Origin of the sequence: Nocardioides sp. Soil796 (assembly GCF_001429525.1) — a bacterium.
Classification (GTDB): domain Bacteria; phylum Actinomycetota; class Actinomycetes; order Propionibacteriales; family Nocardioidaceae; genus Nocardioides.
Map to the genome: position 1 here is coordinate 416,792 of NZ_LMSQ01000018.1, position 26,171 is coordinate 442,962.

Here is a 26,171-nt window from a genome sequence, read left to right on the forward strand (position 1 = left end):
GCGGGCGCCGGCTCAGAGGCTGGTGACCTGGATGGTGACTCCGTCACCGAGGTCGATCACCGAGCCGGGCAGCAGCTGTACGGCAATGCCGGGCTGGAGGTCCTCGGGGGCGAACCCGGGCTGGGTCAGCACGGTTCCGTTGGTCGAGCCCATGTCGGTGACGATGGCGCTGCCGTGGTCGACGCCGGAGCCCGGACGCACCTCGAGGTGGGTCGAGGAGATCTCCTGGTTCGGGCTCGGCACGGTGACCAGGCGCGGCTGGTCCGTGGAGGTGAACCGGCGCGCCTCGGGGGCGCGCCCGACCAGGACGGCACGGTCGACGTCGATGGTCTCGCCGCTGGAGAACACCAGGCGGGCGACCGCGTGCGCGGTCACGCTGGGCGCCGGCGGCTGGCCGGGGATTCCTGGGTGCTGGCGCGCGAACTGGTCGGCCTGGTAGCCGCCGGCGGCGGTGTTGCCGTCGTGGTCGGCGTCCTGCACGTCACCCTGGTTGCCCCAGGCCGGGGCCTCGGGCGCCTGCGGTGCTCCCCACTGGGGTGCGGACGCCGGGGCCGGCGGCTCCCACATCGGCGGCTCGGCGGGGTTGTCGGCCCCGGGAGCGAACGGGTTCGAGGGCGCCTCGGACGGCGTGTAGACGTTGCCCTGCTGCGGCTGGCCCCAGGCCGGTTCGGCGGGAGGCGCGGACGGTGGCTGGGTCGCGTCGGCAGGAGGCTGCGGCTGGCCCCACGCGGGTTCGGACGGGGGTGCGGCTGCGGCAGGTGCCTGGCCGGTCTCGGCGGCGGGCTGCTCCGGCTGGCCCCACGCGGGTTCGGCGGGCGCCTCGGCGGCCGGGGCCGGCTCGGGGTCTCCCCAGGCGGACTTGGCGGGCGCCTCGGGCGTCTGCTCGACCGGAGCCTCCTCGGCAACCGGCTCTGGCACGGGCTCGGGGTCGCCCCACGCGGACTTGGCGGGCGCCGGCTCGGGCACCGGCTCCGGGTCGCCCCACGCCGACTTGGCGGGCGCGTCGGCGTCCTGCACGGCCGGCAGCTCGCCGGTCTCGGGGTCGGGGTCGTTGAAGAACGGGAAGGCGTGGGCCTCGGTCGGTGCGTCGGCACCCGCCTCGGGCACCTCGTCGGCGACGGGTTCGTAGGCGACGGGCTCGTCGGCGATCGGCAGGTCCTCGACCGGCGCCGCCGGGGGCTCGTCGACGACCGGCTCCTCGACCGCCGCCGCCGGGGGCTCCTCGACCGCCGGCGCCTCGACGCTCGGCGTCTCACCGGACCGCGCACCGGCGATCTCGTCGGCTGCGGGCTCCTCGACTACGGGCTCCTGCGCGTAGGCGTGCTCGGGCAGGTCGTCGGTGAGTGGGTCGAACCCGACCACGGGCGCCACCACCGGGGCGGCGTACGGCGTGGCGGGTGCACCGACACCGACACCCGCACCGGCACCGCTCGACTGGCCGGCGTCGGCCGGCGCCACCTCGGACTCCCCCGAGGCAGCCGTGGGCACGGACGCGGCGGCGGCACCGGCGGCCGGGGCCATCGTGCCTGAAGAGACCGGCGGCTGGTCGACGCGCGAGACCCGGACGAGTCCGCCGCGGATGCCGAAGTCGACCGCCTCCTCGGCGTCCTCGAGCACCAGCTGGAGCGAGACCACGCCCGACAGGGCCTGTTCGACCCAGGTGGCGGCGGCGCCACCGTCGACGTCGACGGCCTCGCCGCTCTCGAGGGTCACCACTGCGCGGGCGGCGCCACGCAGGACGATGCGGGTCGGGTCCTCGGCGGTGCTGACCAGCACGAAGCCGGGCAGGGAACGCAGTCCCGTCGCGATCAGCGCGTCGAGCAACTCGTCGAAGCCGGCTCCGGCGTCGACCAGCTCCCAGAGTGCGGCCACCCGCGGCTTCTCACTCTCCGGCAGGAGCACGCAGGCGTGCTCGCCGAAGACGGCGTACCACCCGCCCGGGCGGTAGCTGCGGATGGCGTTCTGTGGAGCGTCGTTCATGGGAGTGCCCCCAACTTCTCTTCCAGGCTCACAGGTTCGGTGCGCAACACGTGGGGCGTCGCGCTCTCGGTCAATCCCACCACATCGACCACGACAGCGGTCGCGTTGTCCTCGCCGCCCGCCGCGACCGCCGCCGAGACGAGTGCCTCGGCCGCGTCGCGCGGGTCGTCGGTGGTGGACACGATCTGGTGGATCACGTGGTCGGCGATCATGCCGCTGACCCCGTCGGAGCAGAGCACGAGACGCTCGGCCGACGAGAGCGGCAGCACGAAGAAGTCGGGGTCGCGGAACACCGGTCCGCCGAGCGCCCGGGTGATCACGTGCCGCTCGGGGTGGGTGGCGGCCTCCTCGGCGTTGATCTCGCCGGAGTCGAGCAGCTCCTGCACCAGGGAGTGGTCGACCGAGACCTGGTCGAGGCTGCCGTTGTGCAGCTTGTAGATGCGCGAGTCACCGAGGTTGGTGAGCAGCCACTTGGCGCCCTCCTCGTCCTCGCAGAGCACGGCAGCGGCGACCGTCGTTCCGGCGTACCAGTCGCCGTCGCCCTCGTTGCGGTGCGCCTCGCCGTACTGCTGGATGCTGCGCTGGCAACGCTTCAGGGACTCGGTGACCACTTCGGGGGCCTTGCTCGAGTCGTAGCCGTCGTGGGCCAGGCGGGCGAACTCCTCGACGACGATCGCGCTGGCGATGTCTCCGGCCTGGTGGCCGCCCATGCCGTCGGCGACCACGAAGACGGGTGACGACGCGAAGTGCGCGTCCTCGTTGGTCGAGCGCACCCGCCCGACGTCGGTGGCGGCACCACACTGGAGATGAACCACGGCCACGCCACTCCTCACTGTCCCGGTCAACATGCGGGTCACTCCCAGCGCTCCCTGAGATGCCCGCACCGACAGGTTAGGGCCTCAGCCACACTGACTAGTAGCGTGAGTGGGATGGTCGCCTCCCCCGCCGCCGGATCCGATCCGGCGTTCCGCTCATTGGCGGACCAACTTCGCGCGTGGCCCGAAACTCGTCTCGCGCAGTTGCTGCGCGCCCGCCCCGATCTGGCCACTCCCGCTCCTCAGGATTCGTCTCAGCTTGCCTCGCGGGCGGCCACCAGGGCCTCTGTCCTCCGCGCGCTCGACCGACTCACCCGCGCCGAGCTCTGGCTGCTTCATGCCCTCGTGACCGACGGCGAAACCCGATCGGCTGACGATCCTGACCTCGCCCGACTGCTCGACCTCGCCCTGGTCTGGGAGTCCTCCGCCGGACCCCGTCCGCTCAGCGTCGTCGCCGAGCTGCTGCCCCGCGGGGGCGAGTACGACGGCGCCGCCGTACCCCTGCCGGAGCTGCTGACCAGCGAGCGCGACGCGTCCATGACCTCAGGGGCCGCGGCCGGTGCCGCGTTCGACGTCGTACGCCGGGTGGAGCTGTTGCTCGATGCGTGGGGCACGGCTCCGCCGCCCGTCCTGCGCACGGGCGGGCTGGCCGTTCGCGACCTCAAGGCCGCCGGCGTGCTGCTGCACGTCGACCTGCGCGAGGCCGGGTTCCTGGTCGAGCTGGCCGCCGCCGCCGGCCTGGTCGCGACCGTCTCGGCCGACGTGGCCGACAACTGGATCCCCACCGACGCGTACGACGCGTGGTGCCGCAAGCCGTTCGCCGAGCGCTGGGCAGACCTGGCCCAGGCCTGGCTGTCCAGCCCATGCGTCTCGGGGATGGTGGGCGCCAAGGACTCCGCCGGCAAGTCGCTGAACCCACTGGCACCCGGCCTGGTGGACCCGCACCTGGTCGACACCCGGCTGGTCTCGCTGGCCCAGCTCGCCGCACTCGAGCCCGGCACGGTGCTGGCAACGGCCACCGGCGTCCCGTCCCTGGTGGCGCGTGTGCAGTGGCTGCGGCCCCGTCGCCCCTCCACACTGCCCCGCCTCGTCGCGTGGTCGACCGAGGAGGCGGCCCTGGTCGGCGTGACCGGGCTCGGCGGGCTCTCCGACTTCGGCCGGCGACTGGTGTCCGGCTCCCGCGACGAGGCCGTCGCAGCCCTGGCGCCGCTGCTGCCCGAGCCGCTCGACCACATCCTCATCCAGGGCGACCTCACCGCGATCGCCCCGGGGCCGCTGGAGTCCGCGCTGGCCGCCAAGCTGCAGCTGATCGCCGACGTCGAGTCCCGCGGCGGCGCCACCACCTACCGCTTCTCCTCCTCGTCGGTGCGTCGGGCCCTCGACGCCGGCTGGACCTCCCACGAGATCCACGCGTTCCTCACCTCGGTGTCGCGCACCGAGATCCCCCAGCCGCTGGCCTACCTGGTCGACGACACCGCTCGCACCTACGGCTCGCTGCGGGTCGGCTACGCCGAGGCGTTCCTCCGCACCGACGACGAGGCCGCCCTCGAGGCCCTCCTGCACCTTCGCGGCGCCTCCACGCTCGGCCTGCGGCGGATCGCCCCCACGGTGTTGATCAGCACCACCCCGATCGACGTGCTGCTGCCCCGCCTGCGCGAGCTCGGCGCCGCACCCGTGGTCGAGGCCGAGGACGGCACCGTGCACGTCGCGCGCCCCGCCGTACGCCGGGCCCGCACGCCCAAGCAGCGCACCACCGGGCGTGACGCCGCCCGCGCGCAGGCCCAGGTGACCCACGCGGTCGCGGCGATCCGGGCCGGCGACCGGGCCCGCGACCTGCGTCCCGAGGCCCGCACCGCCACCACGCCGGCCGACTCGCTGGCCATGCTGCGAGCCGCGATCGAGTCGGGCACCAGCGTGTGGATCGGCTACCTCGACAACCACGGCACCGCCACCGAGCGCGTGGTCGACCCGGTGCGCGTCGAGGGCGGCCAGCTCACGGCGTACGACCACCGCAGCGACGACCGGCGCGCGTTCTCGATCCACCGGATCACGGCCGTCCGGAATGTCACTGGTGCGGAAACGTAGACTGGGCCCGTGGATTTCATCAGGTACGCCGAGTCGGCTGCGAGTCTGCTCAACGCAGACATCGCAGACGTCGACGACCTCATCGACTTCCTCTCCCGCCGTGAGTGGCTGCACAGCCAGACCACCGAGAAGGACGTCGCGCACCTGCGCCGGTTCGCCGACGACCTGCGGCCCGTCTTCGTGGCCTCGGGCGACGACGACGTGAAGACTGTCGTGGCTGGCCTCAACGACCTGCTCGACCGGCACCCGGTGACGCCGATGATCTCCGACCACGACCTGGGCAACCTGCACCTGCACGTCGCCAACCGGGCCGCGTCGGTCTCCGAGCTGCTGGTCTCCGAGGCCCTGCTCGGGCTGGCCACGCTGGTCTGCGACCTCGGCCCCACCCGGCTGGGAGTCTGCGCGGCGTCGCCGTGCACCAACGTCTACGTCGACACCTCGCCGAACCAGTCGCGCCGCTACTGCTCCGACCGGTGCTCGTCGCGGGCCAACGTGGCGGCGTACCGCGCCCGCAAGAAGGTCGCCTCCGTGCCACTCGCCGACGAACTCCCCGAGAGCAAGGCCCTGTGAACGGACCCCTGATCGTCCAGTCCGACAAGACGTTGCTACTGGAGATCGACCACGACGACGCTGCCGACTGCCGACGGGCGATCGCGCCGTTCGCCGAGCTCGAACGCTCGCCGGAGCACGTGCACACCTACCGGCTGACGCCGCTCGGGCTGTGGAACGCCCGCGCCGCCGGTCACGACGCCGAGCAGGTCGTCGACACGCTGCTGAAGTACTCCCGCTACTCCGTGCCGCACGCACTGCTGGTCGACATCGCCGAGACGATGTCGCGCTTCGGGCGGCTTCGCCTCGACAAGCACCCGGTGCACGGGCTGGTGCTCTCCTCCACCGACAAGCCGGTGCTCGAGGAGGTGCTGCGCGCCAAGAAGATCAAGGGCATGATCGGCGACCGGGTCGACGACGAGACGGTCGTCGTCCACGGCTCCGAGCGCGGCAATCTCAAGCAGGCACTGTTGAAGCTCGGCTGGCCGGCCGAGGACTTCGCCGGCTACGTCGACGGCGAGTCGCACCCGATCGCATTGCGCGAAGAGGGCTGGCACCTGCGCAACTACCAGGCCGAGGCGGCCGAGTCGTTCTGGCACGGCGGCTCCGGTGTCGTCGTGCTCCCCTGTGGTGCGGGCAAGACGATCGTCGGTGCCGCGGCAATGGGCCACGCGCAGGCGACCACGCTGATCCTGGTCACCAACACAGTGTCCGCGCGGCAGTGGAAGGACGAGCTGGTCCGGCGGACGACCCTGACCGAGGACGAGATCGGCGAGTACTCCGGCGCCGTCAAGGAGATCCGGCCGGTCACCATCGCGACGTACCAGGTGCTCACGCTGCGGCGGAAGGGCGCCTACCCGCACCTCGAGCTGCTCGACGCGCGCGACTGGGGCCTGGTCGTGTACGACGAGGTGCACCTCCTTCCCGCGCCGATCTTCCGCATGACCGCCGACCTGCAGGCCCGGCGACGCCTGGGCCTCACCGCCACGCTGGTGCGTGAGGACGGCCGCGAGGGCGACGTGTTCTCGCTGATCGGGCCGAAGCGCTTCGACGCGCCGTGGAAGGACATCGAGGCGCAGGGCTACATCGCGCCGGCCGACTGCGTCGAGGTGCGGGTGACGCTGCCGTCTGCCGAGCGGATGGCCTATGCGGTCGCGGAGCCGGAGGAGCGCTACCGGCTGGCCGCGTGCACGCACCACAAGATCGACGTGGTCAAGCAGCTGGTCCAGCAGCACTCCGGCCAACCCACGCTGGTGATCGGGCAGTACATCGACCAGCTCGACGAGCTCGCCGCGGCCCTCGACGCACCGGTGATCAAGGGTGAGACGACCGTGCGTGAACGGCAGCGGTTGTTCGAGGCTTTCCGGTCCGGCGAGATCGGGCTGCTGGTGGTCTCGAAGGTCGCCAACTTCTCCATCGACCTGCCCTCGGCGGAGGTCGCCATCCAGGTCTCCGGGTCCTTCGGGTCACGCCAGGAGGAGGCCCAGCGCCTCGGCCGGCTGCTGCGCCCCAAGTCGGAGGGCAAGTCCGCTCACTTCTACACGATCGTCTCGCGCGACACGGTCGACGCGGACTTCGCGCAGAACCGGCAGCGGTTCCTCGCGGAGCAGGGGTATGCCTACCGCATCGTCGACGCCGACGACCTGCCCGCGCTCGACGCCTGACCCACCATCGAAATCGTCTGGGTTCTGCCCGGTCGAGTCGCCCGCCCCGATTCAGGAGTCGAGCAGGAGCCGCCACGAGCGGACGTGACCGGAGTCGACGTACGACTTGTACGACGCACCGGGGCGAGCCTGGATGCCGATGTGGAACTTGGTGACCCCCGCGCGGGCCAGCCACGGCACATGCTCGGGCAACAGGCCCTGACCGGGCAGCATCAGCGCCGCCGCCCGTTCGTCCGCCTGGGCGGTGGCCAGCAGGTCGTCGTACCCGACGCCGAGACCCTGCGGCGATCCCGAGGTGAGTACGCCGTCCAGGCCGGGCAGCTGGAGAAGCGAGCGCCAGACGCGGCGGGTGTCGAGTCCCGAGTCGACCGCGTCGTGGAACGTCCACGGCACGCCCTCGAGTGACTCGGCGAGCGCTCGGCAGGTGGCTTCGTCGATGTCGAGGTCGGCGTCGAGGAACCCGAACGCGACACCCTCGGCGCCCAGTGCGACGTACTCCTGGGCGAGGCCGACCAGGCGGGTGAACTCGCCGCCGGTGGTGGTGAACGAGTCGTTGAGGCGCAGCACGATGCGCACCGGGATGTCGGCCTCACGCAGCGCCACGGAGGCGGCGGTGAGGTCGGGCGAACGCCCGTTGGCGTCGGCCAGCAGCAGCCGGTCGGCTCCGCCTTCCTGGGCTCCCATCACGTCGCGCTCACTGCGGATCGCGACTTCGAGGAGGAGGCTCATGCGGCGCAGCCTATTGCCGTTGCCACTCCCGACCCGGCATTGATCGACCTGTCGTGAGTTCTGGTCGACCCGTCGTGAGTTTCTGTGCGCCGCGTGAACTGGCGACAGGTCGACGTGAACTGGCGACGGGTCGACGTGAACTGTCGACAGGTCAGTGGGCGGCGAACTGGACCCAGAGGGTGAAGCGGTCGGCGCGGTAGGTCGAGCGTGAGACCTCGACCGCCTTGTCGTCCATGAACGCCCGCCGCGCCACGCGCAGCACCGGCGATCCGGCGGCGATGCCGAGCAGGTCGGACTCCTCGGCCGTGGCGATCGCGGCGCTGACGGAGTCCTCGGCCCAGGTCGGACGCAGGCCGCGGTCCTCGAGCTCGGCGTAGAGGCTCACCGGCAGTGCGGCCTGCAGGAAGCCGGGCAGCAGCACCTCGGAGAGGTAGGCGTTCTCGATGCACATCGTCTCGCCGTCGGCACGCCGCAGCCGCTGCCAGCGGATCACGGCGTCGCCCTCACTGATCGTCAGCGCGCGCGCCACGCCGGGGCCGGCCTTCTCGAGCCTGGCGACGAGGGTCTGCGACTCCGCGAGGAGGCCGCGGCTGCTCATCTCGTCGGTGAAGCTGCGCAGCTCCCCGACGCGGGTCCGGGGCTCGCTGACGAAGGTGCCCTTGCCGGGGATCCGGTCGAGCAGGCCCTCGGCGACCAGCGCCTCGATGGCCTGACGGACCGTCATCCGGGCCACGCCGAACCGCTGCACCAGCTCGCGCTCGGAGGGCGCCGGCGACCCGGCGGGCAGGCCGTGGATGAGGTCGCGCACGTATTCGCGCACCGCGACGTGCTTGCGCGGCGGCGCGGTCGTGAAGTCGAGGGCCTGGTCCACGTCGCGAGTGTCGCAGCGCCCGCGCCCGCCTCTCCGGCGTTTGCGGTGAAGATGACCCGTTGGGACTACGGAGTCTGACTGTTCGGCTGGGGCAGGTCGTCCCGGGAGACACGACCCCCTCGGGCTACTCGGTGGCGATCGCCCGCAGCACGTCGAGCTTCGCCGCACGCCGGGCCGGGAACACCGCGGCGAGTACGCCGAGCACCCCGGAGGCGACCACGAAGACGACCAGCAGCCCCCACGGGATCGAGAGCTCGGTGAGCCCCTGGTCGGCCAGCGCCCACACCAGCGTGGACCCGAAGACCACGCCCATCACCATGCCGAGCAGGGCACCGAAGACCGCGACGACCACCGACTCGAGCCGGATCATCGTGCGCAGCTGGCGCCGGCTGAGGCCGACCGCGCGGAGCAGGCCGACCTCGCGGGTGCGCTCGATGACCGAGAGGCTCAACGTGTTGACGACGCCGAGGATCGCGATGATCACCGACAGTCCGAGCAGCCCGTAGATCATGTAGAGGAACTGGTTGATCTGGGTCTTCTGCTCGTCGGCGTACCCCTCGGGGTCCTTGACGGTGACGGTCGGAAGGTCCTTGGTGATCTCGTCGATCTGGTCCTTCAGGTCGTCGGTCGAGGCGCCGTCCTTCTTGGTCACGAAGACCATCGAGTCGAGCGGCACGAGGCCGCCCTTGGTGAGCGTGTCGGGGGTGACGAGGTAGTTGCCGGGCACCACGCCGACGCCGTCGAAGATCGCGACGACCTCGAGTTTCACCTTGCCTGCCTGGAAGTCGAGGGTGACCGAGTCGCCGATGGAGAGCCCCTTGTCCTCGGCCTGCCCTTCGGCGACAGCCGCCTTGCCGGGGCCGAGATCGGCAAGGTTGCCCGACGAGACCGGGATGCGGAAGGCGAACTTGATGTCCTGTGCGCGCATCGCGGCGGCGTAGACGGTGCTCCCCTTGACCTTGGGGTAGCCCTGGCGCACCGAGGCCACACCCTCGACGGTGTCGAGCTTGCGGACCTGACGGGCCACGTCGGGCGAGAACGGCTGGCCCACCACGTTGGAGACGATGAACTGCGAGGTCAGCGACGTGCCGATCGCGGCATCGGTCGACGCCGACGCCGACGCCCCGAAGATCGACATCATCGACATCAGGGCCAGGCCGATCATCAGTGCGCTGGCGGTCGCGCCGGTGCGGCGCGGGTTGCGCAGCGTGTTCTGCGCGGCGAGGTTGCCGACACTGCCGAACAGCCTGCGGTAGATCGCGCCGAAGAGGGTGAGCAGCGGCCGGCCGAGCAGCGCGCTCATCAGCGCCACGCCGATCAGGATCAGCAGGATGCCGCCACCGATCAGCACCAGTCCGAGCGTGCCGGACCCGATCAGTCCACCGGCCATGCCCGCGGCGCCCAGCACCACCAGCACGGTGCCGACGACCATCCGCTTGCGCAGGGTCGCCTCGGGCAGAGCGACGTCGTCGCGGAGCGCCGCGATCGGCGGGATGCGGGATGCGCGTACGGCGGGCAGCACCGCGGCGATCGTGGTGACGACCAGCCCGACGGCGTACGACCAGAAGACGGTCCAGCCGGTGACCGGGAACTCGGCGCCCCCGAGGTCGAGCCCGAACTGCCCGAACAGGAATCTCAGGAACAACGCGAGCAGGTAGCCCACTCCGAGCCCGAGGGTCGACCCGACCAGCCCGACCACGACCGCCTCGCTGATCACCGACCGGTTGACCTGCCCGCGCGAGGCGCCGAGGGCCCGCAGCAGGGCGAGCTCGCGGCTGCGCTGGGCGACCAGGATCGAGAAGGTGTTGATGATCAGGAAGACGCCGACCACCAGGGCGACGCCGGCGAAGACCAGCAGGAACGTCTTCAGGAAGCCCAGGATCTCGTCGAGGCTGGCCTGGTTCTCCTCGACCGCGTCGTCACCGGTGCGCGCCTCGACTCCCTTGGGCAGCACCTTCTGGGCGGCGTCGCGCAGCTGGGTCTGGGAGACCCCGTCGGCGGCGTTCAGTGAGATGGAGGTGTAGACGTCGCGGCCGCCGAAGAACTTCTTCTGGAGGAACTTCGTGTCGAAGACGGTCAGGGTCGCGCCGTTGAGGCCGCCGGAGCCGAACTCGACGAGCCCGGTCAGCTTCGCCTTCATCGTCGGCGGGGTGGCGCCGGTGGCCAGCGTGACGGTGTCGCCGATGTCGTAGTCGGCCTTCTTGGCGGCGTCGACGTCGATCGCGATCTCGTCGGGGCCGTCGGGCAGCTCACCCTTGGCGGTGACCAGCACCGGGTTGCCGTTCATCGAGGTCGCCGTGGTCGGGTTGAAGGCGAGCCCGGGCGGGCCGCTGCCACCGACCACCTTGCCGTTGTTGCCGATGATGAAGACCGACTGCAGCACGTTCTGCGGGTGCGCCGACTCGACCTCGGGCAGCTTCTCGAGGTCGGCGACGACGGAGGCGGGAATCGTGCGGTTGTCCTGCATGGAGTCGAAGTCGCCCGCGCCGGCGTACGCGATCTCGACGTCGGCCGTGGAGCCCTCGATGATGTCGTCGAACGCCCCGCCCATCGCGTCGGTGAAGATCATCGTGCCGGACACGAACGCGACGCCGAGCACGATCGCGAAGGCGGAGAGCATCAGCCGCACCTTGCGGGCCAGCAGGTTGCGCCAGGTGACCTTGAACATCGTCGGTCAGGCCTCGAGCTCGCGGGCGGTGAGCTCCTGCATCTTGCCGAGGATCTGCTCCCGGTCGGGGTCGCGCAGCTCGTCGACGATGCGACCGTCGGCGAGGAAGACGACGCGGTCGGTGTACGCCGCCGCCACGGGGTCGTGGGTGACCATCACGATCGTCTGGCCGTAGTCGTCGACGCTGGTGCGCAGCAACCCGAGCACCTCGGCGCCCGACTTCGAGTCGAGGTTGCCGGTCGGCTCGTCGGCGAACATGATGCTCGGCCGACTGGCCAGGGCACGCGCCACCGCGACGCGTTGCTGCTGGCCGCCGGAGAGCTCGTTCGGCTTGTGGCCGAGCCGGTCGCCGAGGTCGACGGTCGAGATCACCGTGTCGTACCACTCGGGGTCGGGCTTGCGACCGGCGATCGCCATCGGCAGCTTGATGTTCTCCTCGGCGGTCAGCGTCGGCACGAGGTTGTAGGACTGGAAGACGAAGCCGATCTCGTCGCGCCGCAACCGGGTGAGCTCCTTGTCGCCCATGCCGCTGAGCTGGTGCTCGCCGATGTGGACGGTGCCGCTGTCTGCGGTGTCGAGCGCCGCACAGCAGTGCATCAGCGTCGACTTGCCCGAACCGCTCGGGCCCATCACCGCGGTGAACTCCCCCGCGGCGAGGTCGAGCGTGACATCGTCGAGCGCCTTGATCAGGGCCTGGCCGGTGCCGTAGGTCTTGGTCAGGTTCTGCACGCGTGCCGCGGGCGCGGAGCCATTCGTCATGGGCTCCAACCTAGGGGATCGCGGGGCCGGGCTCCCACTGCTTTTGGCAGGTTCCGGGGGTGGTTCAGGGACTTCCCCGACTTCGAACGCCTGTTCGATGAATCTGCTAGCCTTGCACGCATGAGCGTCGAGTTCCAGGCCAACCTGTTCGACGTGGCCACCGCGCCGTCCGTCGGTGGTCTGGCGCCTGCTCGGCGTACGACGCTCTCGCGTGGCGCCTGGGTCGACGTACGACCGAACTGGATCGCCGGCGCCGACGACGTCTTCACCGCACTGGTCGAGACGGTGCCGTGGCGCGCGGAGCGGCGCGAGATGTGGGACCGGGTCGTCGACGTGCCGCGTCTGGTCCACACGTACGGCGTGGGCGAGCCGCTGCCCCACGCCGTCCTCGGATCAGCCCGTGACGCGTTGAGTGCGCACTACCTGCCCGAGCTGGGTGAGCCGTTCGAGACCGCCGGATGCTGCTACTACCGCGACGGTCGCGACTCAGTGGCCTGGCACGGCGACACCATCGGTCGTGGACGACATGAGGACACCATGGTCGCGATCGTCTCCTTCGGCGACCCACGCAAGCTGATGCTGCGCCCGCGCGGCGGTGGACCGTCGGTGTCGTTCACGATGGGGCACGGCGACCTGCTGGTGATGGGCGGATCCTGCCAGCGCACCTGGGAGCACTGCGTGCCCAAGACGGCGCACGCGGGACCTCGCATCTCGGTGCAGTTCCGGCCCCTCAACGTGTTCTGACGACGACTCAGATCCCGTGGCGGCGCATGGCCTCCTTGGCTTCGTCCACACGCTTGTCGATGTCTGTCTCGACGTCGGCGGACCCCTGGATCAGTGACGCCACGTCGAGGTCGCTCTGCACCCCGTTCTCCGCCCAGATCTCACGCACGCGGACCGCGGCGTTCTGGGTCGCCACTCGGGAGGCCTCCACGATCGCCTCGGCCAGGTCCTCGCTGGGCATCCGCATGGCCTTCGGGTCGAGGTGTACGCCGACCAGGGAACCGGTCGCCGTCACGGTGACCTTGATGTGTCCCTCGGCCACCTCACCCTCGACCTGCAGCTCGGCCACTTCCCTTGCCACGGCCTTGGTCTTCTCGACCTGCGCAGTCATCTGCTCCAGCATGCGCTTCATGTCGGTTTCGGGCTTGATCACTGCACTCTCCTAGATGTCCGCGGCCCAGTCGATCCGGGGCAGCTGCTCGAAGTGGGGTTGGGCCTGGTTGCCCGGCTGGTTGATCTGGAAGCCGTCGGCATTGTTGGCCTGCTCGTTGAGGTTCTTGATGAGGTCGAAGACCAGGCCGCCGATGCCGATGACGGTCGCGATCGTGCCCAGGGTCAACCCCAGACCGGCCAGCTGCTTGATCGGCTGGATCACCGCGGATGCGCCGGGAATCAGCTCGAGCGCGGTGAGCGTGATCAGGAGCGCCAGGGTGCCCACGACAATGCCGAACATGAGGTCCTCGGAGGTCCCGATCGCGTCCACCACGTTGTCGAAGGTCGTCTCGACGCCCTGGAGGCTCTGGATCAGCAGGTCGAGGTTGCTGTCGTAGAGCAGCTTCCAGCTGTCGTAGGCCTCGCGGGCCGTCTCGCTGCTCGGCCAGGCGTCGTTGAGGCCGGACAGCTTGGCGGCGAGCTCGTTCTTCGCCATCTGCGAATCCATCCGGGCCGACCCCCAGGCACTGAAGGCCCGCGAGAGCGCGGCGTCGTCGGGCTGCACAACGGCCCACGCCGTCATCGCGCCGAGGGCCGTGGGCGCCAGTGCCGAGCAGCCGACGATGGTGGCGCCGGTCAACGACCACATCACCAGCAGCCCGACCTCCGCCCCGACAACGGCGATCTGGCCGCCCGTCGAGTCGCCGGTGCCGTCGATGTTGGTCGGTGGCAGCTCTGGCAGCGATGCGTTCACCGTGTTCACCGCCTCGGCCGAGCCGTAGGCGCGGGCGACATCGCCCAGGCCACGGGCCAGGTTGAGGGTCGCCTCCGTGCCCTGCTCCGTCGCCGTACCCATGAAGGCGCGCGCCCCTTCATAGCTCGAGCTGACGAACGCGCTCGGCAGGATGCCGAAGGCCAGCGGTTGCAGTGGACACTCGTTGGCCACCGTGTGGTGAGCACGTTGCACGTAGGCGTGTGGTTCAGCTGCGACCTTCTTGGCGATCGCGAGCACCTGGTCGGGATTGACTTCACCCATGGTCTGCTCCTCTCATCCGTTGCGCACGTCCTACCCCGAAGTGCGGGACCTAACCGCCCGGGATTCGAGCGCCTCGTGCGTGGGTACGGTCAGGTCATGGAATCGGGTTCGCGAACGCTCTACCGCGTGGCGACCCGGAGCGCCCTCAAGGCCCATGCCCTGGCGCTGGTGTTGCTGCTGATCGGAGCGGCCGCCCTGGTCGGTGCGGTCACGGTCTGGACGGGTGACCTCTGGACCGGCCTGATCGGGCGGAAGGAGCTGTCCGACGCCGGCGAGTGGGTGCGCACCGAACCGACGACCGCGGTGCGGGTGGTCTGGAGTCTGGGCCTCGGAGTGTGCGGCACCCTGCTGACTGCGGGAGGCATCGCAGTCGTCGTGCAGACCCGCCGCAGTACGACGGGACGCTACGGGCTGGTGGTCGGCAGCGACGGCCTCCGTGTCGAGTCGAGCACCACGAGGTTCACCACGACCTGGCAGCGAATCCAGGACGTGGCGGTTGCCGATGAGGAACCGGGACGAACCCTGGTCGTCACGTGCGCGGGGACGGACCTCGCCGACCACCTCGGACCCAAGGAGGTGGCCCGCCGCGAGCGGCAGCTGCGTGACCTCCTCCATCCGCGGGTGACCAGGGCGGAGAGCGGCGAGGTCGTCCGCTTGAGCCCGCTGAGCGCCCTGGGCGTGCGGGAGTCAGAGTTCCTGGACGACGTACGCCGCCACGTGGCCGCGCGCGACTGACGGTCTTTCGGTGGTCGAGTGCCGCCGAGGAACGAGGCGGTGCATCGAGACCAGACTCGCCTCGAAGCCACTCCCCCCGAGACGGAGTGGCTTCGAGACGGCGCTGGCGCCGCCTCCTCAACCAGCGAGGCGAAGAGTCACAGTGGGCGGAGCTGGGTGATGGTCCAGGCGCCGTCGACCTTGCGCGCCTCGATGGACAGCTGTGCGGCGGAGATGCTGGCCTCCTTGTCGTCGACCCGCTTGCTGGTCTGGTCGAGGAAGACCAGCAGCGTGGCCCTGTCGTCGTTGAGCTCCTTGACCGCAGCGGCCTGCACCTGGGCGGTGAGCACCAGCTTCTGCCCGGGCGCCTTCTCCTGGAGGTTCTTCAGGAGTACGTCGTACTCCTTGCGCGCGTCACCGGTGAGCACGTTGTCGACAATCTTCTGCGAGACCGACGGGTCGGCGTAGTCATAGCTGAGCACTCCGGTCAGCGCCCGCGACACCTCGGTCGAGACCTCGCTGGTCGCGGCCTTGTCAGTCAGCGCGTGGTTGTCGGCGGATGGCGCCTCCTCCTCGGAGTCGAGGCTCGCCAGCCAGCCGAACGCTCCGACCAGCAGGAACACCACGGCCACGACGTACAGCGCGTTGCGGCGGAGCAGTCGCTGCCATTCGCCCGGCATCGAGGCCCCGGCCGACGTGTCCACTGAGGTCTCGGTCGGTGCTTTGAAAGTGGTCTCGGTTGCTTCGTTCTTCCCGTCACTCATGAGAGATCCACCGCCACCTGCTGCAGGTTCTCCAGCTTCCATTCACCGTCGACCTTGGCCAGATCGGCCGTGTAGCGGTTGCGCTTCGGTGGTGCCTGCGCGTCGGGGTCCTTGTCGTCGATCACGGTCAGCTCGAGCGAGGCGATCACGGTCGCCGTGGTGGGCGTGATGTCCACGACCGCGGCGTCGACGACCTTGGCGGTCGAGATCGCCTTCTGCTCCTTCAACAGCTGGCGCTGCTCGTCGGTCAGGTTCACCGTCTGGTCGTAGAGCAACCCGGTGGTGACCTCCTGCCACGCCGCGACGCTCCCGTCGATGTCGCGGTAGTCGAGGGTGTTCATCACCTCGATGTCGTGCTTGGCCGCGATGAGCGCTGCGTCGCGGCTGTCGCCCAGGGTGGACGCCGGTTCCTCGTTGCTGCTGTGCCACCAGGCGAAGAGCCCTGTGCCGAGTACGACGGTCGCGAGCAGCAGTGCACCGACCTGGAACCAGAACGCCTTGCCGGCCAGCGGCTCGGCACCGGAGTCCTTTGACGACGACACCGGCGACGCCGAGTCGGCAGCAGAAGCCACCGGTGCCGTCGAGTCTTCTCTGTCTTCGTCGGGCGCGGTCACGCGCTCCCCCTCCGTTGTGGACAAGGCCATCATTCCCCCATGAGTTCGGCCAGAGTGGAAGGAACACGCACGCTCGTCGGTCCGCGCACGTTGGCCCCGCTGCTCGGTGCGAGCGTGCAACCCGCGTTGGTGTTGAACTTCTTGCCACCTGACGTGTCGAGGCCGGGGCGCACCGTCGTGTCGCCGTACCCCGTGGTGCAGGGCAGCGGGTCGAAGTAGGTCTGCACGAGTCCCATCTCCATGCCACTGGACTTGGTGATGGCGTAACCGACGCTGAACGCCTCGGGCATCCTGATCAACGCATCCTCGACACCGGACGCGTTGACGCCGAAGATCTGCGCGGTCGAGACCAGGTTGGCCATCAGCGCACCGATCGGGCCGCCGACCTCGTTGAAGAGCTTGCCGATCTCCTGCGAGGCGGCCGGGGTGGCGCCGATCAGGTCACGCAGCGGCTTGTCGGCGTCCTTCAGCCCGCCGGCGATCAGGCGGAGGTTGCGGCTGAACGCCTTGATCGACGCCGCCGACTCCTCCTGGGTCTTCAGCACGATCGTGGAGTTCTCGATCAACCCCTTGGTGACCAGGAAGTTGCGATCCGCGCTCTCGGCGAAGTCCTTCGAGGTCTGCACCAGCCGCGGCAGGTTTCGGTTGGCGCCCTTGGAGAAGTTGTAGGTCTCGTCGATCACCGTGGTGAGTGCGTCCTTAGGCACCGAGTTCACGAACTCGTAGCCGGTGCGCAGCAGCTCGTCGATCGACGGCGGCAGGGACGCGTCGGTGCCGACGATGCGGTCGCCGCTCTCGAGCTTCGGGCCGTCGGTCGTCTCGGAGCTGAGGTTGATGTACTGCTCGCCGATCGCGGAACGGTTCGACACCTGCACCTTCACGTCGGCCGGGATGTCGGGCGCGTCCTTGTTGATCCGCAGCGTCGCCTCCATGCCGTCGTCGGTGACCTTGAGCGACTCGATCCGGCCGACGGGTACGCCGCGGTAGGTGACCTCACCGTTCTCGAAGATGCCGCCGGCCTGGGGCAGCGCCACGGTCACGTTGTACGACGACTTGAACGGGTCGAGTCCGACGTACCGGGCGCTCAGGTAGGTCGTGGCCACCAACGCGATGATCACGAACGCCAGCACCTGGATCTTCATCCGTGCGGTCAACATCACTGATCACCCTCTCGGGGTGCGAGGGACGAGTCCGCCTGTGGGGACGACGAGTCCGTCGGGTCGGACGGCGAGGGGTCGGACGGCGAGGGGTCGGACGGCGAGGGGTCGGACGACGTGGTCGGGTCCGAGGACGACGGGTCGGACGACGGCGACGGGTCGGACGACGGGTCAGTCGGGTCTGCCGAGGGCGTCGGCACCGTCATCGTCGGTGTCGGGATGCCCGGTGCCGGCGAGTTGGTCGGCTCCAGCAGGGTCGGTGGTGCGTTCGTGTTCAGCCCCGGCGACGTGCGGGTCGCCGGTGCGGTGCCCGACACCTGCGGCCACACGCACCCGATCGCGTCGCAACCGGCCGGCAGGGTGCGGAAGTTGGTCGTGATGAACACGTTGAGGAAGTCACCCTTGATCGCGCCCAGCACCGAGTCCGGGAACGGGTAGGTGAGCAGCATCTGCAGCGACTCCGGCAGGTCGGAGCCCGACTTGGCGAGCTGGGCCAGGATCGGCTCGAGGCTCTGCAGGTCGGCGACGATGTCGTCCTGGGCGGCGTTCAGCGTCTCGACGGTGACGTTGGAGAGCGTGTCGAGCGAGCTGAGCATCGCCACCAGCTGCTTGCGCTGGTCGACGATCACCTGCATGCCGGGGCTCAGCTCGTTGAGCGCGTTGGTGATCTTCTCCTTGTCGCCGTCGAGGGTCTCCGACAGCCTGGCGAGTCCGTCGATGGCCGCGGTGATCGACTCCTTGCGGTCGTCGAGCCCGGTGACGAAGGTCTGCATCTGGCCCAGGAACGCCTTGATCTCGCCGGCTCGGCCGGTGGAGATCTTCTGCAGCTCGCGCGAGATCTGCTGGAACTTGTCGATGCCGCCGCCGTTGAGCACCATCGACAGGGCACCGAGCACCTGCTCGACCTCCGCGGCCTGCGAGGTGGCGGCCAGACCGAGGTTGTCGCCGTCACTCAAGGAGCCAGAGGGGCCGGATGTGGAGGCGGCCGGCCGTACGAGGGCGACGTACTTCTCACCGAGCAGCGAGGTCTGCGAGAGGCGGGCCTGCGTGCCGGCGGGCAGGTCGACGTCGCTGTTGACCACCAGCTCGACGTGGGCGCTGTGGCCGTCGTCGTTGAGGGTGATCTCCGAGACGCGTCCGACGGCGACGTTGTCGACCTTGACGCTCGACTGCGGCACCAGGTCGAGGGCGTCCTCGAAGTCGGCGCTGATCTTGATCGGGTCGTCGCCGACGTCGGCGCCGCCGGGCAGCGGCATGTCGTAGGCGCCGCCGCTGATGCCGGAGCAGCCGGCGAACAGCAACACCGAGGAGGCGGCCAGGGAGCCGAGGGCAAGACGCTTCATCGGGTCTCCCCCACTCCGGGCAGCAGGTTCGGCGGCGCGTCGGAGGACGTCCGGCTGTCGAGGCCGTTCTTCGACCACAGCGTCAGCTCGTTGAGGTTGCCGCGACCCTGCAGCGTGTTGGACTTCGGGTCGTAGGCCTTGAGGTAGTTCTGCAGCACCAGCGGGATCAGGCGCACCGACTCCTCGAGCGACTTCTTCTGATTGACCAACACCTTGGTCGGGCCGACCAGCTGGCTGACCGACGACTTCAGGTTGCCGCGGTTGTCGCGGATGAAGTCGTCGAGGATCACCAGTGCGTCGCCCAGGTTGGTGACCGCCGTGGTGAGGTCGTCGCGGTCGTCGGCGAGGTAGTCGGTGACTGCCGCGAACTGCTGGTTGACGTTGCCGACGGTGCGGTCATTGGCGACCAGCATGTCGTTGAACTTCTCCAGGTTGGTGACGGTCGAGAAGAAGTCGGTGTCGGTCTTGCTCAACGTGGCGGTCGCCTTGCTGAACTCGCTGATCATCGTGTTGAGGTTGGTGCCCTGCCCGTCGAGGTTGGCTGCGGCTACCTCGAGCAGGTCGGCGAGCGCACCGTCCTTGTTGGCTCCCTCGGGACCGAGCTTCTTCCCGACGTCGTTGAGCGACTTGTAGAGGTCGTCGATCTCGACCGGCACCGCCGTGCGCTCGCGCGGGATCTCGTCGCCGGACGCGAGCTTGGCGCCCCCGTCGTACGGTTCGGTGAGCTGCACGAAGCGGTCGCTGACCAGGGTCGGGGCGACGATCACGGCGGCGGTGTCGGCGCCGACCTCCTGGTCCTCGTCGATCTCCATGCTGACCCGCACGAGGTCGCCCTCGGGGTCGACCGCGGTGACGTGGCCGACGGGTACGCCGAGGATCTGTACGTCGGAGCCGGGGTAGAGCCCGACGGTCGACTCGAAGAGTGCCTCGACCTTGGTGGGCTCGGGCTTGAACCAGGCCTTGGCGCCGACCACGATCGCGGCCGTGACCAGTGCCAGGGCGATCACGATGACCGCGATCCGCTTGACGAGCTTCATCGTCCGCCTCCCTTGGCCGGCGAACAGTTGCGTTCGACGTCGTTGTCGAGCAGGGGTGCCTGCGAGGCGTCGAAGAGCCCGCAGATGTAGCTGTCGATCCAGCGGCCGCTGCCGGTCGCGGAGGCGAGCACCCGGTAGTAGGGACCGAGTCTGGACATGGCTGCCTCGAGGTTCTGCTGGTTGCGGTTGAGGATCTCGGAGACCTTGTCGAGCTTGGCCAGCGCGGGGCTGAGCGTCTTCTCGTTGTCCTTGACCAGGCCGCGCAGCTGGGTGCCCAGTGCTGTGGTGCCGGTGAGGAGGTCCTTGACGGTCTGGCGGCGGGTCTCGAGCTCACCGAGCAACGCGCTGCCGTCGGTGATGATCTTGGCGAACTCGGCGTTGCGGTCGGCCAGCGTGCCGGTGACACTGCTGGCCGACTGCATCAGCCCGGCCAGCTCGGCGTCGCGGCTCGACAGGGTGCGCGACAGGTCGGTCAGCCCGGTGACGATCGAGCGCACCGACTGCGGGGTGTTGCGGAACGTGTCGCTGAGCACCTGGAAGCTCTTCTCGAGCTGCGCGGTGTCGATCTCGTCGACGGTCGTGGAGAGGTCGGAGAACGCCGCGTTGACGTCGTACGGCACGGTGGTTCGCTCGACCGGGATCGGCTCGTCGAGCTCACCGCTGCCGAGCGGGTCGATCGAGAGGAACTTCTGGCCGAGCATCGTCTTGACCTTGATCGAGGCGGTGCTCTCGCTGCCGAGGTCGACGTCCTTGACCCGGAACTCGACCTCGACCACCTTGCCGTCGAGCGAGACGTCGGTGACCTCGCCGACCTTCACCCCGGCGACGCGCACCTCGTTGCCGGGGCGGATGCCGCCGGCCTCGGCGAACTGGGCGGTGTAGGTCTTGCCGCGCAGGCCGGGAAGGGCCTCGGCGTAGAACGCGCAGAGGAAGACCAGGACCATGGCGGTGATGCCGACCAGGGCCAGGACCACCTTGTTGCGTTCGGCGAACGCTGTGCGATAGCGCGTCATCATCGGCACCTTCCGGCGATCGGCTGGGCTCCGAGGTCCCCGTAGTAGCCCTCGGGCATCGGGATGCGTCCTTCGATGGAGCAGAGGTAGAAGTTGACCCACGAGCCGTAGCTGGCCGCGCGTCCGATCCGGTCGAGCTTGGTCGGCAGGGTCTGGAGGAACTTGTCGATCACCGGCGCCGAGTCGTCGAGGTTCTCCGACAGGTCGCCCAGCGCGGAGATCGCACCCTTCAGCGGCTTGCGGCCCTCGTCGAGCAGTCCGGCGACGCTGGTGGTCAGGTCGCCCAGCCCGTCGAGGGTGTTGCCGATCGTGACCCGGTCGCCGGCCAGGCCGCTGACCAGCTGCTGGAGCGTGGTGATCGTGGTGTCGAGCTGGCCGGACGGGTCGTTGAGCGTGGTCAGCACGTTGTTGAGGTTGGTGATCAGGTCGCCGATCACGGCGTCCTTCTCGGCGATCGTCGAGGTCAGGCTGGCCGTGCTCGACAGCAGCCCGTCGACCGTGGCGCCCTCACCCTGGAAGACCGCGATGATCTGGTTGCTCAGGTTGTTGACGTCCTCGGGGTTCAGCAGCTTGAACAAGGGGCGGAAGCCGTTGAACAGCATGGTCAGGTCGAGCGCCGGCTCGGTGGCGTCGGTGGAGAACGTGTGGCCCTCGCTCAGCTTCTTGCCCGGCTTCGTGGGCAGCTCGAGCGCGATGTAGCGCTGGCCGACCACATTGCGGAACCGCAGCTGCGCTGTGGTGCCCTCGGTCAGGTCGACGTCGTCGCTGACCGTGAAGGTCACCTTCGCCAGCCGCTTGTCGGCCACCTCGACGTCGGAGACCGTGCCGATCTTGACACCGGCGATGCGGATGTCGTCGCCCTTGTTGAGACTGGTCGCGTCCTCGAACATCGCGCTGTACTCCCGCGAGCTGCCACCGGAGTCGTTGCGAATCGTGGAGGCCAGGATCGCGGTCGCGAGCACGGTGACGATGGTGAACACCAGGCTCTTGATGATCGTGCTGGTCATTGGAGAACCACCTTCGTGTTCCGCAGGGCCGGGCCGAGCAGCAGGCTGGCCCAGTCGGGGTAGTCCTCGGGTGCGAGCCCCTGCGTGGGCGCCATCAGCTCGGCGATGAGCTGGTTCTCCGCCGGGGAGTTGGCCTCGCCGAGTCCCCGCGCACTCGGCGAGACCGACAGCTGTGCCGGTGCGATGCCGGGCGGTGCCGAGATCGCATCGGGCTCACCACTGGCCCGCGGCCTCGTGGTGTCGCCGGTGATGTAGGGGCAGCGCGCCTTGCCACCGGTCGAGAACGTCGGGGCGTCCTTGCCGGCGAGGTACTTACCCCGCGAGGGCTCGATGTTGAGCCGCACGTGCAGGCCCGGCTCGTCGGTGCCCTTGCCGAGCACCTTGTCCATCTTGGGGATGAAGTTGCGCACCGCGCGGAACATGCAGGGGAACTGCGAGGCATACGGGCGTACGGCGCCCAGGGCGGCACGCGACTTGTCGGAGAGGATCTCGATGGTGTCCTTGTTCTGGTCGAGGAATCCGTTGCTCGCGTTGGCCGCCGTGATCACGTTGGTGTAGACGTCGCTGAGCTGGGTCTGCTGGTCGACCAGCGTCTTCGAGGTCACCGTCATCGTGTTCAGCGCGTCGAGCAGGTCGGGGAACGCGTCGTTGTAGCCGTCGGCGACCGTGGCCAGCCGGGCGAAGTCCTGCGTCATCTGCGGCACCAGCGGGTTGAGCTTCTCGAGGTAGGCGCCCCACTGCGTCATGGAGTCGCCGATCGCCTCACCCTGCCCGGCCAGCATCGCGGAGAGCTCGCCGAGCGAGGCCGAGAGCTTGTCGGGCTGCAGGGTCTGCAGCAGCGGCAGCAGCTTGTCGAAGAGCTTCTCGAGCTCGACCGCCTCCTGCGACTTGTCCTGCTCGATGACGTCACCGTTGGAGAGTCCGTCACCCGGTGCGCCGGCGGCCGGCATCAGGACGACGTACCGCTCGCCGAAGAGGGTCTTGGGCAGCAGCCGGGCCAACGTGTCGCTCGACAGCGTCTTGGCGGTGTCGGGGTCGAGCGAGAGGGTCAGCGTCGCGCCACTGTCGGTGGCCTCCACCGAGGAGACCCGGCCGACGGGCACGCCGTGCACCTTGACGTCGGAGCCCTCCTGCAACGCGTTGCCGACCGCGCCGGCCTCGAGCTTGACGTCGACGGTGTCGGTGAAGGCCTTGTTGTAGACCATCAGTGCGACCACGCAGAGCAGCAGCGCGAGCGCCAGGGAGCCGAGGCCGAGGCCCACGTCGGTGAGCTTGTAGGGGCGCTTCATCCGGCGATCCTCACGGTGGTCGTCGTGCCCCACATCGCCAACGACAGCACGAGGTCGAGGACGGCAACGGTGACGATGCTGCGGCGTACGGCGGTGCCGACGGCCATGCCCACCCCGGCAGGTCCGCCCTGGGCGGTGAAGCCGAGGCGGCAGTGGATCAGGATGATCAGCACCGAGAAGATCAGCACCTTCACGAACGACAGCAGGATGTCGATCGGGGGCAGGAACAGGTGGAAGTAGTGGTCGTAGGTGCCGGCCGACTGCCCGTAGAAGTAGACCGTGATCAGCCGTGATCCGGCGTACGACGTGAGCAGGCCGATCATGTAGAGCGGGATGATCGCGATGAAGCCGGCGATCACCCGGGTGGTGACCAGGTAGGGCACGCTCGGCACTGCCATCACGGTGAGGGCGTCGACCTCTTCGTTGATCTGCATGGCGCCGAGCTGGGCCGTGAAGCCGGAGCCGACGGTGGCCGACAGCGCTAGGGCCGCGACCAGCGGGGCGATCTCGCGGGTGTTGAAGTAGGCCGAGATGAAGCCGTTGAGGGTCGAGGTGCCGATCTGGTCGAGGGCGGCGTAGCCCTGCATGCCGACCACGGTGCCGACGAAGAGCGTCATGCCGAGCATCACGCCGATCGTGCCGCCGATGACGGCCAGTGCACCGGAGCCGAAGCTCACCTCGGAGAGCAGCCGCAGGATGTCGCGGGGGTAGCGCTTGAGGGTGGCCGGGATCCACGCCATCACCGCGCCGTGGAAGCGCAGGTCGGCGCCAGCGTTGGCGATCGGCTTCAGGATCCTGTCGAACCAGCGCGGCTCCCGCACCTTGCCCCGCGTCGCGGTGTGTTGTGCCATCTCAGGCGCCCTTTCCGGGGAAGAGCTGCAGATACAGCGTGGTGACCACGAAGTTCACGAAGAACAGCAACAGGAACGTGATCACGACGGACTGGTTGACCGAGTCGCCGACGCCCTTCGGGCCGGGCGCGGTGTTGAGCCCGCGGTAGCAGGCGATGACGCCGGCCAGGAAGCCGAAGATGACCGCCTTGAGCTCTCCGACGTACAGGTCCTCGATCTGGGCGAGCGCGGTGAAGCTGGAGAGGTAGGCGCCCGGGGTGCCCCCCTGCACGATGACGTTGAAGAAGTAGCCACCGAGCACGCCGACCACGGAGACGAGCCCGTTGAGCAGCACGGCGGCGCCCATGCAGGCGAGCACCCGTGGCACGACCAGGCGTTGCACGGGCGAGATGCCGATGACCCGCATCGCGTCGATCTCATCCCTGATGGTGCGGGCGCCGAGCTCCGCGCAGATCGCGGCACCACCTGCCCCGGCGATGACGAGCGTGGTCACGATCGGCGCCGCCTGTTGTACGACGGCCAGCACGCTGGCCGCGCCGGTGAACGACTGCGCACCGATCTGCACGGTGAGGGTGCCGAGCTGGAGTGCGATGACCGCGCCGAACGGGATCGCGACCAGCAGGGCCGGGATCCACGACACGGAGACGACGAACCAGAACTGCTCGATCACCTCCTTCAACGCGAAGGGGCGCCTGAAGCTGAAGCTGACCGTGTCGAGGGCCAGGGCGAAGAGGTCACCCGTGGAGTTCAGCGCACGGGTCGGAAGACTGGGACGGCGGATGGGCCGCGCTCGGTCCTTCTCCTCGTCGTCGGCGGTGTAGAGCTGCGCCGCCCCGGAGTTCACGCGTTCGCGGTGCCGCAGCCCGGCCGCACGCGGCGCCCCGGAGACCGGAGTCAGCTGGCGGGGCAGCACCTCGATGGCGCGGGCGCCGCCGCCGCGCATCATCACCGCGGTGCCACCGTCGGGACCCGCAGGCCCACCCGACATCGCCGGCTCGTAGGAGTCGGGGTCGTTGGTGCGGTGGTCGGTCTCTTCGCTCATGCCGATCGGGCCCTGCGGGTCGCCGGTCATGAACTGCGAGACGACCGGGTGGTCGGTCATCAGGAAGTCCTCGCGCGGGCCGAACATGACCAGCTCGCGGCGATAGAGCATGCCGAGGTTGTCGGGCAGGGTACGGGCCAGCTCGATGTTGTGGGTGACCACGAGCATGGTCGCGTCGGTGGCGGTGTTCACCTCGACCAGCAGCTGGGCCAGGTTGGAGGTGCGCACCGGGTCGAGACCCGAGTCGGGCTCGTCGATCAGGATGATCTCGGGGTCGGTGACCATGGCCCGGGCCAGCCCGGCGCGCTTCTTCATGCCGCCGGAGATCTCGCCGGGGAGCTTCTTCTCGGTGCCGGCGAGGCCGACGAGATCGAGGTTGGTGAGCACGATCTCGCGGATCTCGGACTCCGACTTGCGGGTGTGCTCCCGCAGTGGAAAGGCCACGTTGTCGTAGACGTTCATCGAGCCGAAGAGCGCGCCGTCCTGGAAGAGCACGCCGAACTTCTTGCGCAACGCCAGCCGCTTCGACTCCTTGGCGGTGACCATGTCGACGCCATTGACCAGGATCTGGCCCTCTTCGGGTTCGATCAGGCCCATCACCGACTTGAGGAAGACCGACTTGCCCGTGCCCGACGGTCCGAGCAGTGCCGTGATCTCACCGGGCGGAAGGGTGAGGGTGACGTCGTGCCAGATGTTCTGGCGACCGAAGCTCTTGGTGAGTCCGGTGACCTCGATCAGTCCGCCCATGGTGGTTCCCCTGCTCATCGCTTTGTCGGCGCACGCCGGTGTCGGCGGCTTCAGGTGGGCGGAAACGACCGTGGGTCCCCCGCCACGACAGACCCTGCTGTGTGGCGTGGCTCATACGCAAGCACCTGGACCCGACTGGCAGCGAATGGCTGGAGAAGTTGTCACGCGGGTGACAAGAACGGGTGGCGGCGACCTGCTGGGCACGCGCGTACGCCGAGCAGAGGGTCGGCCGCGACCGCGCGCGGGTGACAGCCCGACGGTCCTCGAGAGTTGCAGTTCGTA

23 protein-coding genes are annotated in these 26,171 nt (G+C 69.3%); 5 read left to right on the forward strand and 18 right to left on the reverse strand.

Going from position 1 to position 26,171, the window contains the following annotated elements:
* Window positions 1-12: 12 nt before the first annotated feature.
* Together ASH02_RS13425 and ASH02_RS13430 are read right to left on the reverse strand one after the other, a co-directional pair.
* Window positions 13-1,980: an FHA domain-containing protein gene (locus ASH02_RS13425; RefSeq protein WP_057294892.1), complete on the reverse strand. Its 1,968-nt coding sequence runs from the start codon at window positions 1,978-1,980 to the stop codon at window positions 13-15.
* Window positions 1,977-2,795, reverse strand: coding sequence for a PP2C family protein-serine/threonine phosphatase (locus ASH02_RS13430; RefSeq protein ID WP_235539042.1), 819 nt, complete (start codon window positions 2,793-2,795; stop codon window positions 1,977-1,979). The genes ASH02_RS13425 and ASH02_RS13430 overlap by 4 nt, the downstream gene beginning before the upstream one ends.
* A 345-nt stretch (window positions 2,796-3,140) precedes the next feature.
* On the opposite strand from ASH02_RS13430, the gene ASH02_RS13435 reads away from it, so the two are divergent.
* The 3 genes from ASH02_RS13435 to ASH02_RS13445 are packed head-to-tail and all read left to right on the forward strand — an operon-like array spanning window position 3,141 to window position 7,093.
* Window positions 3,141-4,880 carry a helicase-associated domain-containing protein gene (locus ASH02_RS13435; protein WP_235539044.1) on the forward strand — a complete coding sequence of 580 codons (1,740 nt, stop codon included), beginning with the start codon at window positions 3,141-3,143 and terminating at the stop codon, window positions 4,878-4,880.
* Between the two features lie 9 nt (window positions 4,881-4,889).
* Window positions 4,890-5,450: a CGNR zinc finger domain-containing protein gene (locus ASH02_RS27040; RefSeq protein ID WP_056681856.1), complete on the forward strand. Its 561-nt coding sequence runs from the start codon at window positions 4,890-4,892 to the stop codon at window positions 5,448-5,450.
* On the forward strand, window positions 5,447-7,093 hold the full coding sequence (locus ASH02_RS13445; protein WP_057294895.1) for a DNA repair helicase XPB: 1,647 nt from the start codon (window positions 5,447-5,449) through the stop codon (window positions 7,091-7,093). The genes ASH02_RS27040 and ASH02_RS13445 overlap by 4 nt, the downstream gene beginning before the upstream one ends.
* A 51-nt stretch (window positions 7,094-7,144) precedes the next feature.
* Here the strand turns inward: ASH02_RS13445 and ASH02_RS13450 are convergent, their stop codons facing one another.
* The 4 genes from ASH02_RS13450 to ASH02_RS13465 all read right to left on the reverse strand — a co-directional run bounded on the left by ASH02_RS13450 (window position 7,145) and on the right by ASH02_RS13465 (window position 12,120).
* Window positions 7,145-7,822 (reverse strand): copper homeostasis protein CutC, encoded by a 678-nt coding sequence (locus ASH02_RS13450; RefSeq protein ID WP_057294896.1) that lies wholly within the window; start codon window positions 7,820-7,822, stop codon window positions 7,145-7,147.
* Window positions 7,823-7,973: 151 nt separating this feature from the next.
* Entirely contained in the window at window positions 7,974-8,693 is a 720-nt protein-coding gene (locus ASH02_RS13455) for a GntR family transcriptional regulator (RefSeq protein WP_056681864.1), read from the reverse strand.
* A 124-nt stretch (window positions 8,694-8,817) separates the two neighbouring features.
* A complete protein-coding gene (locus ASH02_RS13460) occupies window positions 8,818-11,361 on the reverse strand; it encodes an ABC transporter permease (protein ID WP_056890031.1) in 2,544 nt (847 codons plus the stop codon).
* 6 nt (window positions 11,362-11,367) lie between these two features.
* Window positions 11,368-12,120, reverse strand: coding sequence for an ABC transporter ATP-binding protein (locus ASH02_RS13465; RefSeq protein ID WP_056681869.1), 753 nt, complete (start codon window positions 12,118-12,120; stop codon window positions 11,368-11,370).
* A gap of 120 nt (window positions 12,121-12,240) precedes the next feature.
* Here ASH02_RS13465 and ASH02_RS13470 point away from each other — a divergent pair, with 120 nt between their 5' ends.
* Entirely contained in the window at window positions 12,241-12,864 is a 624-nt protein-coding gene (locus ASH02_RS13470; RefSeq protein ID WP_056681872.1) for an alpha-ketoglutarate-dependent dioxygenase AlkB, read from the forward strand.
* A gap of 7 nt (window positions 12,865-12,871) precedes the next feature.
* Here ASH02_RS13470 and ASH02_RS13475 read toward each other — a convergent pair whose 3' ends face one another.
* A complete protein-coding gene (locus ASH02_RS13475) occupies window positions 12,872-13,276 on the reverse strand; it encodes a YbaB/EbfC family nucleoid-associated protein (protein ID WP_056681876.1) in 405 nt (134 codons plus the stop codon).
* 9 nt (window positions 13,277-13,285) lie between these two features.
* Window positions 13,286-14,311, reverse strand: a complete 1,026-nt coding sequence (locus ASH02_RS13480; RefSeq protein WP_056681879.1) for a hypothetical protein — start codon at window positions 14,309-14,311, stop codon at window positions 13,286-13,288.
* Between the two features lie 96 nt (window positions 14,312-14,407).
* On the opposite strand from ASH02_RS13480, the gene ASH02_RS13485 reads away from it, so the two are divergent.
* Complete coding sequence (locus ASH02_RS13485; RefSeq protein WP_056890032.1) at window positions 14,408-15,046, forward strand: hypothetical protein; 639 nt, start codon at window positions 14,408-14,410, stop codon at window positions 15,044-15,046.
* 137 nt (window positions 15,047-15,183) lie between these two features.
* On the opposite strand, the gene ASH02_RS13490 is transcribed toward ASH02_RS13485, so the two are convergent.
* Genes ASH02_RS13490 through ASH02_RS27550 form a run of 10 tightly spaced genes read right to left on the reverse strand, consistent with a single transcriptional unit; the run spans window position 15,184 to window position 25,889 of the window.
* A complete protein-coding gene (locus ASH02_RS13490) occupies window positions 15,184-15,789 on the reverse strand; it encodes a hypothetical protein (protein ID WP_057294897.1) in 606 nt (201 codons plus the stop codon).
* Entirely contained in the window at window positions 15,786-16,403 is a 618-nt protein-coding gene (locus ASH02_RS13495) for a nuclear transport factor 2 family protein (RefSeq protein ID WP_057294898.1), read from the reverse strand. The genes ASH02_RS13490 and ASH02_RS13495 overlap by 4 nt, the downstream gene beginning before the upstream one ends.
* 29 nt (window positions 16,404-16,432) lie before the next feature.
* On the reverse strand, window positions 16,433-17,560 hold the full coding sequence (locus tag ASH02_RS13500) for an MlaD family protein (RefSeq protein ID WP_057294899.1): 1,128 nt from the start codon (window positions 17,558-17,560) through the stop codon (window positions 16,433-16,435).
* A complete protein-coding gene (locus ASH02_RS13505) occupies window positions 17,560-18,903 on the reverse strand; it encodes an MCE family protein (protein WP_057294900.1) in 1,344 nt (447 codons plus the stop codon). Before ASH02_RS13505 ends, ASH02_RS13500 begins: the two co-directional genes overlap by 1 nt.
* Window positions 18,900-19,940, reverse strand: a complete 1,041-nt coding sequence (locus ASH02_RS13510) for an MCE family protein (RefSeq protein ID WP_057294901.1) — start codon at window positions 19,938-19,940, stop codon at window positions 18,900-18,902. The genes ASH02_RS13505 and ASH02_RS13510 overlap by 4 nt, the downstream gene beginning before the upstream one ends.
* Entirely contained in the window at window positions 19,937-20,953 is a 1,017-nt protein-coding gene (locus ASH02_RS13515; RefSeq protein ID WP_235529951.1) for an MCE family protein, read from the reverse strand. The genes ASH02_RS13510 and ASH02_RS13515 overlap by 4 nt, the downstream gene beginning before the upstream one ends.
* Entirely contained in the window at window positions 20,953-21,960 is a 1,008-nt protein-coding gene (locus ASH02_RS13520) for an MCE family protein (RefSeq protein WP_056681903.1), read from the reverse strand. Before ASH02_RS13520 ends, ASH02_RS13515 begins: the two co-directional genes overlap by 1 nt.
* Window positions 21,957-23,249 carry an MCE family protein gene (locus tag ASH02_RS13525; protein WP_057294902.1) on the reverse strand — a complete coding sequence of 431 codons (1,293 nt, stop codon included), beginning with the start codon at window positions 23,247-23,249 and terminating at the stop codon, window positions 21,957-21,959. Before ASH02_RS13525 ends, ASH02_RS13520 begins: the two co-directional genes overlap by 4 nt.
* Window positions 23,246-24,100 (reverse strand): MlaE family ABC transporter permease, encoded by an 855-nt coding sequence (locus ASH02_RS13530; RefSeq protein WP_082563818.1) that lies wholly within the window; start codon window positions 24,098-24,100, stop codon window positions 23,246-23,248. The genes ASH02_RS13525 and ASH02_RS13530 overlap by 4 nt, the downstream gene beginning before the upstream one ends.
* 1 nt (window position 24,101) lies before the next feature.
* Entirely contained in the window at window positions 24,102-25,889 is a 1,788-nt protein-coding gene (locus tag ASH02_RS27550) for an ABC transporter permease (protein ID WP_442938404.1), read from the reverse strand.
* Window positions 25,890-26,171 lie beyond the last annotated feature (282 nt).